The 16034-nt window shown below is 61.5% G+C and carries 16 protein-coding genes; 13 read left to right on the top strand and 3 right to left on the bottom strand.

Annotated features, from left to right (window positions below; translation table 11 throughout):
- Positions 1-85: 85 nt before the first annotated feature.
- On the bottom strand, positions 86-754 hold the full coding sequence (locus B3I26_RS06470) for a type 1 glutamine amidotransferase domain-containing protein (RefSeq protein WP_296256233.1): 669 nt from the start codon (positions 752-754) through the stop codon (positions 86-88).
- A 126-nt stretch (positions 755-880) separates the two neighbouring features.
- On the opposite strand from B3I26_RS06470, the gene B3I26_RS06465 reads away from it, so the two are divergent.
- The gene (locus tag B3I26_RS06465) at positions 881-1783 is read left to right on the top strand and encodes a LysR substrate-binding domain-containing protein (protein WP_296256232.1); all 903 of its coding nucleotides are present in this window, start codon (positions 881-883) and stop codon (positions 1781-1783) included.
- A 13-nt stretch (positions 1784-1796) separates the two neighbouring features.
- Here B3I26_RS06465 and B3I26_RS06460 read toward each other — a convergent pair whose 3' ends face one another.
- On the bottom strand, positions 1797-2231 hold the full coding sequence (locus tag B3I26_RS06460) for a GNAT family N-acetyltransferase (RefSeq protein WP_296256230.1): 435 nt from the start codon (positions 2229-2231) through the stop codon (positions 1797-1799).
- Between the two features lie 194 nt (positions 2232-2425).
- Here B3I26_RS06460 and yfcF point away from each other — a divergent pair, with 194 nt between their 5' ends.
- The 12 genes from yfcF (at position 2426) to B3I26_RS28845 (ending at position 15119) form a co-directional block, all read left to right on the top strand.
- A complete protein-coding gene (gene yfcF, locus B3I26_RS06455; protein ID WP_296256229.1) occupies positions 2426-3073 on the top strand; it encodes a glutathione transferase in 648 nt (215 codons plus the stop codon).
- 596 nt (positions 3074-3669) lie between these two features.
- Entirely contained in the window at positions 3670-4647 is a 978-nt protein-coding gene (locus B3I26_RS06450) for a substrate-binding domain-containing protein (RefSeq protein WP_296256227.1), read from the top strand.
- An 82-nt stretch (positions 4648-4729) separates the two neighbouring features.
- Positions 4730-5746, top strand: a complete 1017-nt coding sequence (locus tag B3I26_RS06445) for a galactitol-1-phosphate 5-dehydrogenase (RefSeq protein WP_296256225.1) — start codon at positions 4730-4732, stop codon at positions 5744-5746.
- 54 nt (positions 5747-5800) lie between these two features.
- Positions 5801-7339 carry an FGGY-family carbohydrate kinase gene (locus B3I26_RS06440; protein WP_296256223.1) on the top strand — a complete coding sequence of 513 codons (1539 nt, stop codon included), beginning with the start codon at positions 5801-5803 and terminating at the stop codon, positions 7337-7339.
- A complete protein-coding gene (locus B3I26_RS06435; RefSeq protein WP_296256221.1) occupies positions 7336-8358 on the top strand; it encodes a sugar-binding transcriptional regulator in 1023 nt (340 codons plus the stop codon). Before B3I26_RS06440 ends, B3I26_RS06435 begins: the two co-directional genes overlap by 4 nt.
- Complete coding sequence (locus B3I26_RS06430; protein WP_296256219.1) at positions 8351-9838, top strand: sugar ABC transporter ATP-binding protein; 1488 nt, start codon at positions 8351-8353, stop codon at positions 9836-9838. Before B3I26_RS06435 ends, B3I26_RS06430 begins: the two co-directional genes overlap by 8 nt.
- A gap of 3 nt (positions 9839-9841) precedes the next feature.
- Entirely contained in the window at positions 9842-10870 is a 1029-nt protein-coding gene (locus B3I26_RS06425) for an ABC transporter permease (protein WP_296256217.1), read from the top strand.
- 240 nt (positions 10871-11110) lie between these two features.
- A complete protein-coding gene (locus tag B3I26_RS06420; protein ID WP_296256215.1) occupies positions 11111-11842 on the top strand; it encodes a GntR family transcriptional regulator in 732 nt (243 codons plus the stop codon).
- A gap of 169 nt (positions 11843-12011) precedes the next feature.
- Positions 12012-13298 (top strand): MFS transporter, encoded by a 1287-nt coding sequence (locus B3I26_RS06415; protein WP_296256213.1) that lies wholly within the window; start codon positions 12012-12014, stop codon positions 13296-13298.
- A gap of 72 nt (positions 13299-13370) precedes the next feature.
- Positions 13371-14216, top strand: coding sequence for an amidohydrolase family protein (locus tag B3I26_RS06410; RefSeq protein WP_296256211.1), 846 nt, complete (start codon positions 13371-13373; stop codon positions 14214-14216).
- Between the two features lie 361 nt (positions 14217-14577).
- On the top strand, positions 14578-14742 hold the full coding sequence (locus tag B3I26_RS06405) for a hypothetical protein (protein ID WP_296256209.1): 165 nt from the start codon (positions 14578-14580) through the stop codon (positions 14740-14742).
- A 128-nt stretch (positions 14743-14870) separates the two neighbouring features.
- Positions 14871-15119 (top strand): hypothetical protein, encoded by a 249-nt coding sequence (locus B3I26_RS28845; RefSeq protein WP_409522002.1) that lies wholly within the window; start codon positions 14871-14873, stop codon positions 15117-15119.
- 27 nt (positions 15120-15146) lie between these two features.
- On the opposite strand, the gene B3I26_RS06395 is transcribed toward B3I26_RS28845, so the two are convergent.
- A complete protein-coding gene (locus B3I26_RS06395) occupies positions 15147-16013 on the bottom strand; it encodes an S-type pyocin domain-containing protein (protein WP_296256477.1) in 867 nt (288 codons plus the stop codon).
- Positions 16014-16034 lie beyond the last annotated feature (21 nt).

Below are 16034 nucleotides of genomic sequence, written 5' to 3'. Positions count from 1 at the left end.
TGTTGGATTCAGTGAGTGTACATAGCAGACTCACGCAGCGCCCGGCCCGCAGACCGCACGGGACGGGACCGGCGTGCAATGGATTTCAGCGCAGTGCCGCGACGATCGCTTTGGCCAGCGCGCCACTGGATGCCGGATTCTGTCCGGTCAGCAGGCGTCCGTCGACCACGATGTTTTCCTGCCATGCAGCCGCTGCCGAATAGTCGGCACCTTCGGCGCGTAGCGCGGTTTCCAGCAGCCATGGCACGTCAGCCTGGGCGTAGCCGGCTTCCTCATCGTTGGAAAAAGATGTCACTCGACGGCCATCGAGAAACGGCCTGCCGTTCTCCAGTTTGACGCCCAGAAACGCCGCCGGGCCGTGGCACACCGCAGCCACGAGCTTGCCGCCGTTCCACGCACGCGCTACTGCGCGTTTGACCTCAGGGTCGCGCGCGATGTCGACCATCGGGCCCAGGCCGCCGGGGAAGAAGATCGCGTCGTAGTCCAGTACGTCCACCTCCGACAGTTTGCGGCTGCGCGCCATGCGGCGGATGGCCGAGCTGTCGCGAAACGCCCGCTGCGCCGGGTCGCTCTCGTCGTAGCCATCCTCAGGTGGCGTGCCGCCCAGCGGGGAGGCGTATTCCACCGCTACGCCCGCTTGAGCGAACACGTCGTAAGGATGAGCGACTTCGGGGAAGAAATACCCGGTGGCGCGCTGGTTAGGGCCGATCTCGGTGGTGTTGGTCAGGATGAACAGTACGTGTTTGATGCTCATGGCGCAGTCCTCATATCGGTGATGGCGAGTTGTTGATTGGTGTTGCGTGGAGTAAGGTTGCGCCGCTTCCAGATATTCGAGAAATTTACTTATCTGATCCCAGATATTCATTGAGCGTTATGAGTCATGCGATACGACCTCAACCTGTTGCCCGTCTTCATGGCCTTGATGGAGGAGCGCAGCGTCACTCGCGCCGCCGCTCGGCTAGGCATCACCCAGCCTGCGCTGTCGAACACGCTCAACCGCCTGCGCGATACCCTGCACGATCCTCTGTTCATTCGTGAGCGTTATGGCATCAAGCCGACCCAGTTCGCCGAAGAAATCGCCCCGGTCATCCGCGAAACGCTGACCCGCCTCGACGGTGTGATCATGGGGCGGCAGCATTTCGACGCCACGACCTCGACTCGGCAGTTCAACATCGCACCCAACAGCTACGTCGAGATCGTGTTGATACCCCAGCTGGTCGCCAGGCTGCGCGAACTGGCCCCGGCCATTAAGGTGGCCCTGATGCCGTTTGGCACGGACCTGGCCGAAACGGGCGTGGTCTCGGGAACCACCGATATGGCCCTTGGGCGCATGGTCGATCCGCCGGATAACCTCATCGTTCAGCACGTAATGGACGACGGGCTTGCCTGTGTCGTGCGCGCCGACCATCCACTGGTGCGCGACAGCCTGTCCCGGGCGCAATATGAACAGTTGCGCCACGTCAACGTGTTGCCACCGGGACGGCTGCGCGTCGGGTTATTCCAGGCGCTGGAGCGGCAGGGCTTGCGCCGCGAACTGGCGATATCGGTGACGCACTTTCTTGCCGTGCCGGAAATCATCGCAGTGACCGATTACTGCGCGACGCTGCCGCGGCTGATCTGCAAACACATCGCCAAGGACGCCCGGCTCAAGGTGGTGCCGGCGCCCGTGGACCTGGGCACATTTGCGGTGGAGATGGCGTGGCACGTGCGCTATCGCAATGATCCTGCCCACCAGTGGTTTCGACATTTGCTCATCGAAACCGCCGCGCAGCTTAACGGCTGAAGGGGGCGCTGCATCAGGCATTTTCATTGCCTGGCCGGGTGAACGAATAGCGGTCGATGTCGCGTCGCAACTGCCAGCCCTGATGCTGCCAATAGCCTGCTGCGGCATCGTTGGTCTTGAGCACGTCCAAATGGCACTTGCCAATGCCCAGCGCTTCAAGGCTGCGAAGGCAATGCTGCACCAGCGTATTGGCGATGCCCTGACGCCGGTAGTCGGGCAACACCAACAGGTGCTGCAGGTAGCCGCGGCGTCCGTCATGCCCGCACATTACGCAACCACACAGGCCAGCCTCGGTTTCTGCCACCAAGCTCATGCCGGGGTTGCGCTGCAGGTATCGGGCAGTCGATTCGCGCGAGTCGGCATCGCGCAGGGAGATGCCGGGTGTGTTGCTCATCAAGGCAAGAACCGCGTCGTAATCGTCCATTGTCATCTCGCGAATATGGATCATGGCGTACCTGTCGTCAGTGGGGTGCAGCAGATTAGCAGAGCTGTTGGTAGCCGTTCCGGTACACATGCCAGAGCGTCGGATCGCTTGAACGGACCCTCGCATTCCGCGTGGGAATACGGCTATGAACATCTTGAATTTCCCTTGTACTCGCCATTCTCGTAGCGTCTGGTCTTCCTGAAGATGGAGATCACCCCGTGAACGATGCCCGCCTGCGCCTGTACGTCGATGCTCAATTCACCAGCCCTTACGCCCTGTCGGTTTTCGTGACATTGCGTGAGAAGGGCATCGCCTTCGAACTGATTCCGCTGGATCTGCAGGCGGGGGAGCAGCGGACCGCGAACTACGCCCATCTGTCGCTGACCCGGCGTGTGCCAACGCTGGTCCACGGCGAGTTTTCCTTGTCCGAGTCCTCGGCCATTACCGAGTACCTAGAGGACTGCTTTCCCGACGCTCCGGTCTATCCCTACGGCCTGCAGCCGCGGGCCAAGGCGCGACAGATCCAGGCCTGGCTGCGCAGCGATCTGGCGCCTGTGCGTCAGGAGCGTTCGACGCTGGTGGTGTTCTACGCCCAGAAAGCCCCGCCACTGACAGCCGATGCCGACGTCGCGGCGCAGAAGTTGATCGATGCTGCGCAGACACTGCTGGCCGATGGTCGCGAGCACCTGTTCGGTGAATGGTCGATCGTCGATGTGGACCTGGCGCTGATGCTCAATCGCCTGATCCTCAATGGCGATGCCCTGCCTGCAATGCTGGAGCGGTACGCAGGGCGTCAGTGGCAGCGGCCGAGCGTCCAGGCGTGGATCAATCTCTCCCGGCCTGGGTTGCAGGCGGCTGTTAAGTAACATGCGGTCTCTCATCTGATCCGCTTTTCTCTGCAATACCTGGCCCTGTATTGAAACCGTCATGCACCCCACAATACTCATCGCTGCCGGGGCCCGCTCGCGCCTGATCGGGGCCATGCCCGGAATTGTATTCACCAATATCGTGAACATTGTGAGGAGGCCCTGATGGCCCGCATGACGATTTTCCTGCTGGGATTCTTGGCGCTGACCATCACCCTTGGCATGTTGGCGACCATTCCTCCGGGGTGATAACGCCGCACGCTCCCTGTTGCTCCTTTCACCTCTACGCCATCCCAGGTCCGTCAGCTGGGATGGCGTTCGTCGTTCATGGAAAAGGATCAGGAAAACCCCCACACATCGATAAATGTTAGAAAAATAACATTTATTGGCTTGTCCTCATTTGGTTGAGCGTCAGAGGTGCATCGCGTTAACAGGGGGGCAGTTCGCTGCTGCTGTAAGAATTCTCACAGTTTGCCTTGACCCAAATGCAGGCTAGGGCTACGCTCGCTTTGCAAATGTGAAGCTGACTCACATTTGTTGGCGAGCCACAAGAGGGCCGTCAGGAATCCAGACAACAATAAAAACAGGACTTCATCATGTTGCAGCTAGCCCGAAAACCCGTTCGTGCGTTATCGCTGGCCCTTGCCGTTTCTGCTGCCATCCTCGGTGGCGCGTCTGTCCAGGCCAAAGACCTGAAAATCGGTTTCAGTCAGGTCACCCTTCAATCTCCCTTCTATGTCCAACTGCGCGACGGCGCCATCGCCGCTGCGAAGCAAGACGGCGATACCCTCATCTTTCTCGACGCCAATGGCGATATCAGCAAGCAGAACAATGACATTCAGGATTTGCTGACCAAGAAAATCGACGTGTTGATCATCGACCCGGTCAACCCTGATTCAGTCGGTGCTTCCCTGGAGGCCGCCAAGGCCCGCAAGGTTCCGGTCATTGCCGTGGACCGCTCCATCAACGGCGACGTCGCCACCACCATCGGCCGCGACAACGTGAAGATGGGCAAGCTGTCCGGGGAGGCGCTGTTAGCCGCCTTGAAAAGCCATGGCGTCAGCGACGGCAAGATCATCGAGATTCAGGGCGATGCAGGCGGAACCGTGATGACCCAGCGTCGCAAAGGCTTTCACAGCGCCTTCGAGGGCAGCGCATTCAAGATCGTCGACGGCCCTTACAGCGAGTACATGCGCGCCAACGCCGTGACCGCGATGCAGGACCTGCTGCAGGCTCACCCCGACGTCAAGGCGGTATTTGCCCACAACGACGACATGGCCATGGGCGCCTTTCAGGTGCTCAAGGAGCGCGGGCGCAAGGATGTACTGGTGGCGGGTGTCGATGGCCTGTCCGAAGCCATCGATGCGATTCAGAACGGCGAACAGTACGTGGCCACTGCGCTCAACGATCCGGGCTATCTCGGCGAGCTGGCCGTGAATACCGCGCGCACGCTGGCGGCCGGGCAGCCGGTACCGGCGTTCATCGACGCCGGAACCCAAGTGCTGACCCACAGCAATGCGGCCCAAGTGAACCACAAGGCCACGTTTGGCGAGTTCCGACCAGCCGGCAACTGATGCCTGCCTGCTCCATTCCTGATTTGCCGGGGTGCTGCGCGAAGGTTCCGTGCGCCTCTCATTCAACCAAGAGGGTTTCAATGTGAAAGCTGCCGTCATGTACAAACCGGGTGACATTCGTGTCGAAGACGTCGCCAAGCCTGAAGTCAAGCCGGGCCATGCGCTGGTTCGAGTCGCCGCGTGTGGCGTCTGTGGGTCGGATATTCCACGCATGCTCAGCAAGGGCGCGCACCGCATGCCACTGATCTGTGGCCATGAATTTGCCGGTTTCATCGAGCAGATCGGCACCGGCGTCGAGGGCTACAGCATCGGCGAGCTGGTGACCGTGCCGCCGATGATTCCCGATGTGTCCAGCGATCAATATCAGCGCGGATTCCCCTCGCGCTCGGAGAATTATGATTATTTCGGTAGCCGTCGCGACGGTGCCTACGCTGAATTCGTCAACGTGCCCCTGAGCAACCTGATCAAAGTGCCGCAGGACATGGACCCGATAGCAGCGTCGCTGGTAGACCCTGCCGCCATTGCCTTGCATGCCATCTGGAAGGCCGACTTCAAGGCCGGGCAGAACGGTGCGGTGGTGGGGTGTGGGCCGATTGGGTTGTTCGTCATCCAGTGGCTGCGTTTGATGGGCGCCAAGGAAATCGTGGCCATCGACATTGCCGAAGAGAAACTGGCGATGGCGCGGGAAGCCGGTGCGACCCGCACCTTGCTCAGCGGCACGGCGGACGCTGAACTGCCACGCTGCCAACTGGTGGTCGAAGCAGCGGGCCATCCCAGCTCGATCAACCAGGCCGTGCAACTGGCCAAGGCCGGTGGGCACGTGGTGTTCATCGGCATACCGGTGGCCGACGTGGCGATCAGCACCGCAACCTTTTCCTGGTTTTTGCGCCAGGAGATTTCCCTGCATGGCGCGTGGAATTCGTTCTCCGCGCCGTTCCCCGGTGACGAGTGGACGGCATCTATCGACAAGCTGGCGTCCGGGGAGCTGCAATGGAAGTTCATGATCACCCACGACCTGCCGCTGGCCGAATTGCCGGACATGTTCCGCCGTTATGCCGAACGCAAGGAAGTGGCGGCCAAGGTGATTTTCCGTCCGTAAGCGACATTCGCTGAAAAACAACAAAAAGCGTCGGCCAGACGCAGGAGGAAATCGATGAGCCTATTGCTGGGGCTGGACTTCGGGACCGGTGGCGTAAGGGCAGGGCTGTATGACCTGCACAGCCACAAGCTGATTCAGGTTGCCGAGGCCGCCTATGCCACGCAATACCCCGAGCTGGGCTGGGCCGAGCAATTGCCCGGGCACTGGTGGGCGGCGCTGGGCGAGGCCTGCCGCCGTTTGATGGCGCAGGCGGGTCATCCGCAGGTGGCCGGGGTGTGCGTGGCCACGACCGCGTCGACCGTCGTCGCCTGCAAGGCCGACGGTGAGCCGTTGCGACCGGCGCTGCTGTGGATGGATTGTCGTGCCGGTCTTGAGTCCGCGCGCACGGCGCAGGTCAGCCATCCGATGATGAATGCCGGGGGCGACGCCGTAGAATGGCTGGTGCCCAAGGCGATGTGGATGGCGCGCAACGAACCTGACCTGTACGCCTCGGCCGAGCGCATCTGCGAGGCGGTGGACTGGATCAATTTCAAGCTCACCGGACGCTGGGTCGCGTCACGCCTCAACGCCAGTTGCAAATGGAACTACGACACTCGCCGCGAGCGCTTTCCGGTGGAGCTGTACGAACAGTTGGGGGTGGCCGAACTGGCCGACAAGCTGCCACGTGAAGTGATCGCGGTAGGCGGCAGGATCGGCCCGCTCAGCGGCGAAGCTGCCAGCCACCTGGGCTTGAGTCGAGACACGCTGGTGGCGCAAGGCGGCATCGATGCGCACATGGCCATGCTCAGCGCGGGCACCACCGGGGCGGGAGAATTGTTGTTCATCGGCGGGACCTCGGTGGTGCAACTGATGCACACCCCCGAGCGCATGGACGTGCCGGGCATCTGGGGGCCGTATCCCGACGCGTTGCTCGACGGCCAATGGCTGATGGAAGGCGGGCAGGTGTCCGCCGGCTCGATTCTCAACTGGCTGGCGCAAAAGATGTTCGGCCTGGACGCCGCCGGCCACCAGCAGCTGATCCAGCGGGCAGGACAGCTCAAACCCGGCTCCACCGGACTGCTGGTGCTTGACTACTGGATGGGCAATCGCACGCCGTACCGCTCACCGGACATGCGCGGCGCGATCATGGGGCTATCGCTCAATCACGATCGTCATGACCTGTACCGGGCTTCGGTGGAAGCCATTGCGCTGGGCTCGGCGAACATCTTCCACACATGGCGCGCCCAAGGCACCGAGATTACTCGCGTGGTCGCGGCGGGCGGTTTCCAGAACAACCCGCTGTGGCTGCAGGCCACGGTGGATGCCACCGGCGTGCCGTTCGAAATGGTCGCCCACGACAATCTCACCCTGATCGGCACTGCCGCCGCCGCGGCCTGCGCGCTGGGTGCCTTCGGCGATCTGCAGCAGGCCGCCACCGACTTCACCACCCGTGGCAGGATCATCGAGCCTGATGCCCAGGCCCACGATTGCTACGTCGAGCTGCTGGGACGCTACCGCGAGGCCACCGAAAGCGTCGCACCGATCAGCTGCAGGTCGGGAATGTCCCGCAGCGCCAATGTGTCCAGCGCCGTTCTCGCGAGGCCCACTGCATGAGCGAATCAAACAAGCACGTGTTTCAACCGGGCGAAACCGCCAGCGCTCAGGAGCCACTGGCGCCACGTTTGCCCAACGAGACCCAGCGCGAAGACCTGATGGTGCAGGTCGCCAAACTGTTCTACGACCTCGAAAAAAACCAGAGCGACATCGCGCGGGAGACCGGCCTGACCCGCTGGCAGGTGAGCCGCCTGCTGCGCGAAGCCCGGGATACCGGCGTGGTGCGCATCGAAATCGTCGCCCGTTCGACGCGCCTGCCGCACCTGGAGGCCGAGTTGCAGCGCCGCTACGGCTTGCGCGAGGCGCTGGTGGTAGCTGACGACAATGATGCCAGCGCGCTCAATACCGTGACCCAGGCCGCCGCCCGTTACCTGTGCAATCTGCAGCCCGCGCCGGATCTTATCGGTGTGTCCTGGGGTCGCACCCTGACCAAGATGTCGCAGTGGCTGACCCCGCGCTGGAACGAAGCACTTAACGTGGTGCTGCTCAACGGCGCCATCAACACCCACTCGGTGGGCGAGCCCAGTCATAACGTTGCCGAGCGCTTCGCCCAGGCCGCCAGAGGCCGCGCCACCCTGTTGCCGGTGCCAGCGATTCTCGGCAACGCGCGAACCCGGGAAGCATTGGAGCAGGACCCGATCATCGCCAGCGTCTTGCGGCTCGGCGAGCAAGCCTCGGTGGCCTGCTTCAGCTTGGGCGAGCTGTCCAATCGCTCGGTGCTGCTGGAGTCGGGCTACGTCGATGAGCCGTTGATCGAAGAGCTGGCCCGTCGCGGCGCGGTGGGCGACATCATGGGCCGCTTCATCGGCGCTGACGGCGCCGTGGTGATGCCTGAACTGGACGACCGCACGTTGGGCCTGCGCCCCGAAGCGTTGCGCGACAAGGCCTGGTCGATCGCCGTTTGCGTGGGTCAGGCCAAGCATGCCGTGGTGCTGGCTTGCCTGCGTGCCGGATACGCCAACGTGTTGGCGACCGACGAAGCCACCGCGCATTTCTTGCTGGAGCAGGACCATGAATGACCTGGCACTGGACATCCGTCACCTGTCCAAGCGTTTCCCGCCGAACGTGATCGCCCTCACCGATGCCAGCCTGACGCTCAGGCGCGGCGAGGTGCACTGCCTGCTGGGAGCCAATGGCGCGGGCAAAAGTACGCTGCTCAAGATCGTGGCTGGCGCTCATCGTCCCGACCAGGGCCAGATGCTGATCGACGGGCGCAACGTGGAACTGAAAACTCCGCAGCAGGCCCGTGAAGCCGGGATTGCCATGATTTATCAGGAACTGGACCTGGTCGGGCAAATGACCGTCGAAGAAAACCTGATGCTCGGCTACACCCCGCACCGTTTCGGCATCATTTCCAAAGCAAGACGCAGTGCGCGGGTCAAGGATGCGTTGGCGCGGGTGGGCGCTGGATTCAGTGCCTCGGCGCGGGTGGAAACCTTGTCGATTGCCAACCAGCAACTGGCAGCGATTGCCCGGGCGCTGACCTGCGAGGCGCGCGTGGTGGTGATGGACGAGCCTTCAGCGGCGCTCAATGAAACCGAGCTTAAGCGCGTGTTCCAGGTGATCCGCGAGATTACCGCAGCGGGCGTCGCGGTGTTGTACGTCAGCCATCGGTTGAACGAAATTCGCGAAATCGGCGACCGCGTCACCGTGCTGCGTGCAGGCCGCACGCTGGAAACCCAGGCACTGTCCGAGGTCGATGACCGCGCGCTGGTCGCCGCCGTGGTGGGCGAACACCGGGAGTTGCTCGAACGCGCCACGCGCAAGCCACCCCGGGAGGCGCTGGCCTTGCAGGTCACCCGCCTGCAAGGCGCGCAAGGTCTGGATGTGCGCGACCTTGAAGTGCGGCAGGGCGAGATCGTCGGTCTGGCCGGACTCAACGGTGCCGGGCGCAGCAGTCTGCTCAAGGGCCTGTTCGGCGCCAGCAAGGTCGATGCCCAGGTGCGTTTGTTTGGCGAGCCGTATTCGGTGCGCACGGCGCGCCAGGCGATCCGCTGCGGTGTTGGCCTGGTTCCGGAAAGCCGCAAAAGCCAAGGGCTGCTGCTGGACGCGGCGATTTACCGCAATGCCACGCTGGTGCACACCCGGCGCCTGACCTGGTTTTCTCACGCCCAGGCCAAGCAGCGCAGCGAACCTGTCCTCAAGCGCCTGCAAACCAAGTTCGACACCCTGGAGCAACCGGTCCGGCAATTGTCGGGTGGCAACCAGCAGAAGGTGGTCATGGCCAAGTGGGTGATCGACGGCACGCGGTTGCTGCTGCTCGATGAACCGAGTCGCGGACTGGACGTCGGCGCCAAGGCCGATCTGTACGCGCTGGCGCGGTCGCTGGCCGAAGAGGGCGCCGCAGTGCTGGTGGCCAGCAGCGAGCTGGACGAACTGTACGTCAACTGTGACCGCATCTGGGTCATGCACGAAGGCCGGAATGTCGCGTGTTTCGACCCGCTGCACGCCAGCCGCGACCAGATCGAACATACTATCCTGATGGGTACAAAGGCCTGAATCATGACAACGACAAGCAAAAGCCTGCCTTCTCTTGAGCGTCCTGCGATGCTCCCCGAATTTCGTCGCAACGCCGTGCTGGACTGGGTGATGCGCTACAACTTCGTGTTCATCTTTCTGTTCGCGGTGATCATTGCGACGTTTCTGTCGGATGATTTCCTGACGTTTGGCAACGTCGCCAACCTTTTCCAGCAAGGGGCCATTGTCGGCATCGTCGCCATTGGCATGACCTTCGTGATCCTCACCGCCAACATCGATCTGTCGGTGGGCAGCCTGTGCGCCTTTGGCGGCATCCTGGTGTCGGTGATGTTGCAGCAGCAAGTGGGCGGCTGGCTTGCGGTGCCGGCCACCTTGCTTGCCGGGCTGTTGATCGGCACCTTTATGGGCAGCATTACGGTGTTCGGTAAGGTGCCGAGCTTCATCGTGACCCTGGCCGGGTTGGTGTCGCTGCGCGGCATGACCTTTCTGGCATCCGACGGCGCACCCATCGGCGGTCTTCCGCAAAGCTTTACCCGTATCGGGTCGGCGATGATCGATGTACTGCCCAGTCACGGCATTGCATTTCCGGTGCTGGGCCTGATCTTTGTGTTGATCACCGCCGTCGCCTGGTTCGTGCTGCGTTACACCGTGTTCGGTGAATACGTGCTGGCGACGGGCGGCAATGCCGAAGCGGCGCGGTTGTCCGGGGTGCCGGTGCGTGCGGTGACCATTGCCGTGTTCGCGATCTGCGGGGTGCTTGCGGCATTCGGCGGCATTCTCATGACCTCGCGTCTGCATGTCGGACAGCCGACAGCGGCTCAGGGGATGGAACTGGACGCCATCGCCGCCGTGGTGTTGGGCGGCACCAGCCTGTTTGGCGGGCGGGGCAGTGTGGTAGGCACGGCGGTGGCCGTGATGTTGCTGCAAGTGCTGCGCAATATCTTCAACCTGCTGGGGTTGGGTTCCTTTTATCAAATGGCGATCACCGGCGTGATCATCGTTCTGGCGATCCTGCTCAACCGGCTGATCGATCACTACGCCGGGCGTACTTGATCCTCCCGGCAACGATCGCATTGATCCCTCAACACGCACCTGTGGATCGGTCTTGAATGCAGGGCGTGCTGCCGTTTCGCGGCAGCACGCCAAATGCCTGCGCCCCCGGGTATTTTCAGCAAGCGGCAGGCCGTTCATCAGGACGCCACGTACCTCACCCTTGACGAGCACATGTAACGGAATAATACTTCGCGCAGATTCATATAGATGACTACATGACTACAACAGCGAAGCGCCGCCATGAACCGTCTGTCCAGTGATGTTCGCCTGCCGCTTTACCAACGTTTGCGTGATCAATTGGCCGAGCAGATCGCCAATAATCGCTGGCGTCCGGGTGAAGCGATTCCTACCGAAGCCGCCTTGTCCAGCGAGTACTGCCTGTCCACTGGCACCGTGCGCAAAGCCATCGATATGTTGGTCAACGAGAATATCCTCGAGCGCCAGCAGGGGCGGGGCACGTTCATTCGTCGCGCGCAGTTCCAGTCTTCGCTGTTCCGCTTCTTCCGCTTTCAGAGTGTCGCTGGCGAACGTCAGGTGCCAGAGAGCCGCATTCTGTCCATCGATCCGGTGAGCGCGCCGTCGGCGGTTTCGCAGGCATTGGGCCTGCCTTTGGACGCGCCGGTAATCCGCCTGATTCGTTTGCGTCTGCTCGATGCCAAGCCGGTGCTTGCAGAGGAGATCTGGCTGCCGCAGGTGCAATTCCAGACCCTGCTGGAAACCGATCTCAGCCGTCAGGGCCCCTTGCTGTACCCGATCTACGAGGCGCTGTGCGGCCAGGTGGTTGCCTACGCTGAAGAGACCCTCACGGCTGAGGCCGTCAGCGATGTGCACGCCCGTCTGTTGCAAGTGCCGACCGGCAGCCCCGTGGTGGTGATCGAGCGCCTGGCGCGCAATTACGCCGGCCAGCCGCTGGAGTGGCGCCGCTCCCGCGGGCATGCCAGCCATTTTCGCTACAGCGTGGATATTCGCTGACCTGCACCGCCCCCTATAGCCGTTTGGCCATGAGCTGTCGGGTCACACCCTGGTGACTGACCCGAGGCCAGCGCCAGCATGGCGGACGGCTACAGAAGATTTGCACCAAGCCCATCACCTAGAACGGGCTCACAACACCTGCCGCTTCACCTACATAAGGACAAGAACCATGTTCAACTGGTATCGCCAAGTCACTCCTCGGGAGCGCAAAACGTTTTGGGCCTGCTTCGGCGGATGGTCGCTGGACGCCCTTGAAGTGCAGATGTTCGGGCTGGCCATTCCTGCATTGATCGCTGCTTTCGCCTTGAGCAAGGGTGACGCGGGCCTGATCAGCGGCGTGACACTGATCACTTCTGCGCTGGGCGGTTGGGTCGGCGGCACGCTGTCGGACCGTTACGGTCGTGTGCGCACGTTGCAATGGATGATCCTCTGGTTTTCCTTCTTTACCTTTCTTTCCGCTTTCGTCACCGGCTTCAATACGCTGCTGGTGGTCAAGGCCCTGCAAGGTTTCGGCATCGGTGGCGAGTGGGCGGCGGGTGCGGTGCTGATGGCGGAAACCATCAACCCCAAATACCGCGGCAAGGTCATGGGCACCGTGCAGAGCGCCTGGGCTGTGGGCTGGGGCCTGGCAGTCGGCGTTTTCACGCTGATCTATACGTTCGTGCCAGCGGATATTGCCTGGCGCGTCATGTTTCTGGTCGGCCTGCTGCCCTCGCTGCTGATCATCTGGGTGCGCCGTAATGTCGAAGAGCCGGACAGCTTCCAGCGCTTGCAAAAAGACCAGGCCATCCCACAGAGCTTCTTCAAATCCCTGGCCGGTATTTTCCGTCCTGAACTGATTCGCGTGACCCTGCTTGGCGGCTTGCTCGGCCTCGGCGCCCACGGTGGCTACCACGCGGTGATGACCTGGCTGCCGACGTTCCTCAAGACCGAACGTAATCTATCGGTGCTCAACTCCGGTGGCTATCTGGCGGTGATCATCGTCGCGTTCTGGTGCGGCTGCGTGGCCAGTGGTTTTTTGATCGACCGTATCGGCCGGCGCATGAACATCGTGCTGTTCGCCCTGTGCTGCGTGATCACCGTGCAGTGCTATGTGTTCCTGCCGTTGACCAACACCCAAATGCTGTTTCTGGGCTTCCCTCTGGGCTTCTTCGCCGCCGGCATTCCGGCCAGCCTCGGCGCCCTGTTCAACGAGCTGTACCCGGCTGATGTGCGCGGAGCAGGGGTGGGCTTCTGCTACAACTTTGGACGCGTGCTGTCCTCGGTGTTCCCGTTTCTGGTCGGTCACATGAGCGAGTCGATGTCGCTGGGCTCGGCCATCGGTATCGATGCCGGGATTGCCTACGGCGTTGCGGTGATCGCCGCGCTGTGCCTGCCGGAAACCCGTGGTCGCAGCCTGGAAGTCAGCGCCGCCGGCCAGGGCGCCACTGCGGGTAAGGAAACTGCCAGCGCCTGATAGTTCTTTCCTGCGCGGTGGCCCGTGCCTCAACAGCCGGGCGCCGCGCATTTCCCTTCATAGATGAGACCCATGTCCGACACCTTTCCCGCGTCGATTCTCGGCATCGACGGCCACGCACACGTATTCAGCAGGGAGCTGGATCTGACATCGGCACGACGCTATTCACCCGACTACGACGCCACGCTGGCGACGTATCAGCACAACCTGCACAACCACGGCCTGAGCCATGGTGTGCTGGTCCAGCCGAGCTTTCTCGGCAGCGATAACAGCTACCTGCTCGATGCGCTGAAACAGGCACCCGCGCAACTGCGCGGTGTGGTGGTTGTTGATCGCGACATCAGCCGCACGCAACTGGACGAGATGGATCGTCTGGGCGTGGTGGGTATTCGCCTGAACCTGATGGGTAAGGTGTTACCGGACTTTTCCGAACCGCAATGGAAGGTCCTGTTCGGCCACGTCGCCGAGCTGGACTGGCATGTGGAACTGCATCGCCATGTCGCGGACATTCCGGCGCTGGTCCGTGGCTTGCTGGCATTTGGCGTGAAGATCGTTGTCGATCATTTCGGGCGGCCCGACGCACGTCTGGGCCTGGATCAACCCGGGTTTGGCGACATGCTCGAGCTGGGCCTGAGTGGTCAGCTGTGGTTGAAAGTGTCGGGCATCTATCGCCTGGAAGGCAGTGAGCAGCAGAACCTCGATTTTGCCCGCGCCGCGCTGCCCTTACTGGTGCAGAGTTTCGGCCCGCAGCGTCTGGTATGGGGCAGCGACTGGCCGCATACGCAGCACGAGGACAGAGTCAGCTATGCAACGGTGGTCGAGCAATTGCAGGCACTGGGCTGCACACCTCAAGTGACACGCTCGTTGCTGATCGAGGCGCCACAGGTGTTGTTCGATTTTTCGGTGGTCAAGGCCTGAAGCGTTCTCACGGACGACCATTGTCCCTGTAGGAGCGAATTCATTCGCGAATGATATTCCAACCGATATAGGTGTATCGGTTGTACTTGCCCCTCGCGAATGAATTCGCTCCCACGGGGAGAACGTGTTTAACCCGGGATTTGTTCAAATCCGCCAAAACAACGGGTCCCGCGCCACCTCACGCTCCAGAATCTGCTGCATCACCTTCACCGTGCCAACTCGCAGGTGTCGGCGTGGGTGGTGATCCAATAGGTGCGGTTGATCTTCTGGCTGGGCAGGATCTGCCGCAACCCTAACTCGCCACGGGCAAGCAGGGGAAAAACTGGACGGCGAGGGCGGGCATCGGGTGTACGGCAAGCTGATGCCAGCGGTGGATTCCCTGGCCATGGGCGGCCTGCCGATCGGGCTGGCCCACGGGGTGGTGCTGAACCGTCCGGTGGCAGCAGGCCAACCAGTGCGCTGGAGTGACGTGACGGCTGTCAGCTTCAAAGCCTGGTGGCCGACAGACGGGATCTTCCAACAATAAAAAGATCTTCAGAAAGATGAGGAATGTATGTCGAATATCACCGAAGCCGTCGTCGCCGAGACGACCATCCAGACGACTGCACAGGCCGCAAGCAAGGTCGTGTGTATCGCAAGATCGCCTGACGGATCATGCCTTTCATTATCTTCTGTTACCTCACCGCTTACCTCGACCGGTTCAACGTCGGTTTCGCCAAATTGCAGATGATGCAGGACCCGCAATTTAGCGACGCCATGACGGCAGACCGCACGGCCAAACGGCGCCAGCATTTCTCCGGGGCGTTGTTGATCGGTGCCTTGGGGTTCATCGTCTGTCCGTTGGTGGGCGCCGACCCCCCGCCCATCGCCACCGCCCACCGGCACTGGCCTGCAACCGGTTAGTCTTGACCGCCTGATAGAGGCACTTGGCTACGCTGCGAGCGGGGTGATACTGATCTGCATGTTGTCCATGTCGTAAACCGCGCCGCCATCGCTAATTGACAAGACGTGCTTCAGCGTTAGCTTCGCTTTTTCGCTGGAGACTTCCGAGATCGCAACGACGGGCGCTATCCCACTTTTCATGCTGATGAGTGCGTCGTCGCTAAACTGTGCGGCAAGGTTCGGTGTGTTCACCAACGCCTTCCAGAATGCTTGCGTGAAAAGGTCGAAACGCTTGAATGTCTTGCCGTTGAGCTGGCTGGCTACTGAGGCTGGGATCGTTGCTCGTGAGGTTGCAAAACCGCTCGATAGCCAATCATCTCCGGCAGGCTGACCGGCACCGAAGGCGGCGCCTGGATATTCGTCAACGCTTTTGAAAACAACGTAGACCGGATCGATTCCTGCACCATCAGGAAACACCACAATACAGTCGTCGCAGTGAATGTCCTCTGCGCTATTCAAGGTTTCAATTACCGGAACGTCGACGGTACGTAATGAACTGGGATACATGCTCTGTTTTTGAGGCTGTGTTGGCTCGACGTCGGTGGATGCCAAGCGCCCTTTCCAGGTTATCGAGTGCCCCGGAAACGATGGCTGCAGAAACTGATAATCTCCGGACTCCGCATTTTTGACGGCCCTGCGAATCTTGACTGTTGATAAAGCAGGATTGCGTTTGGTCGGGTAGACGTACAGGTGCGCTTGCTCCTTAATTTGCCGGATACCATAGTTCAACTGCCCATCGCGAAGGTTGGTCATTCCTGTACCCAGACGAAATGGCACACTGATTTGCGTCTGCTCATCGGCTAGCAGTTCCCAATCTGAATCGCCCCTGGTTTCATAGACACCTCCAAGCCTCATAATGAGGCCCAAATAGGAGGT

Source organism: Pseudomonas sp. UBA5706, assembly GCF_002419965.1.
Taxonomy (GTDB): Bacteria; Pseudomonadota; Gammaproteobacteria; order Pseudomonadales; family Pseudomonadaceae; genus Aquipseudomonas.
Note: the sequence above shows the minus strand (reverse complement) of the source record. Positions and strands in the feature narration are given on the sequence as shown.

Excerpts from the sequence above, each read along its gene's own strand:
- B3I26_RS06470 (WP_296256233.1), bottom strand. The coding sequence starts at position 754 with ATGAGCATCAAACACGTACTGTTCATCCTGACCAACACCACCGAGATC.
- B3I26_RS28845 (WP_409522002.1), top strand. The coding sequence starts at position 14,871 with ATGCCTTTCATTATCTTCTGTTACCTCACCGCTTACCTCGACCGGTTC.
- B3I26_RS06410 (WP_296256211.1), top strand. The coding sequence starts at position 13,371 with ATGTCCGACACCTTTCCCGCGTCGATTCTCGGCATCGACGGCCACGCA.
- B3I26_RS06460 (WP_296256230.1), bottom strand. The coding sequence starts at position 2,231 with ATGATCCATATTCGCGAGATGACAATGGACGATTACGACGCGGTTCTT.
- B3I26_RS06395 (WP_296256477.1), bottom strand. The coding sequence starts at position 16,013 with ATGAGGCTTGGAGGTGTCTATGAAACCAGGGGCGATTCAGATTGGGAA.
- B3I26_RS06435 (WP_296256221.1), top strand. The coding sequence starts at position 7,336 with ATGAGCGAATCAAACAAGCACGTGTTTCAACCGGGCGAAACCGCCAGC.
- B3I26_RS06440 (WP_296256223.1), top strand. The coding sequence starts at position 5,801 with ATGAGCCTATTGCTGGGGCTGGACTTCGGGACCGGTGGCGTAAGGGCA.
- B3I26_RS06465 (WP_296256232.1), top strand. The coding sequence starts at position 881 with ATGCGATACGACCTCAACCTGTTGCCCGTCTTCATGGCCTTGATGGAG.
- B3I26_RS06420 (WP_296256215.1), top strand. The coding sequence starts at position 11,111 with ATGAACCGTCTGTCCAGTGATGTTCGCCTGCCGCTTTACCAACGTTTG.
- B3I26_RS06430 (WP_296256219.1), top strand. The coding sequence starts at position 8,351 with ATGAATGACCTGGCACTGGACATCCGTCACCTGTCCAAGCGTTTCCCG.
- B3I26_RS06425 (WP_296256217.1), top strand. The coding sequence starts at position 9,842 with ATGACAACGACAAGCAAAAGCCTGCCTTCTCTTGAGCGTCCTGCGATG.
- B3I26_RS06415 (WP_296256213.1), top strand. The coding sequence starts at position 12,012 with ATGTTCAACTGGTATCGCCAAGTCACTCCTCGGGAGCGCAAAACGTTT.
- B3I26_RS06450 (WP_296256227.1), top strand. The coding sequence starts at position 3,670 with ATGTTGCAGCTAGCCCGAAAACCCGTTCGTGCGTTATCGCTGGCCCTT.
- B3I26_RS06405 (WP_296256209.1), top strand. The coding sequence starts at position 14,578 with ATGCCAGCGGTGGATTCCCTGGCCATGGGCGGCCTGCCGATCGGGCTG.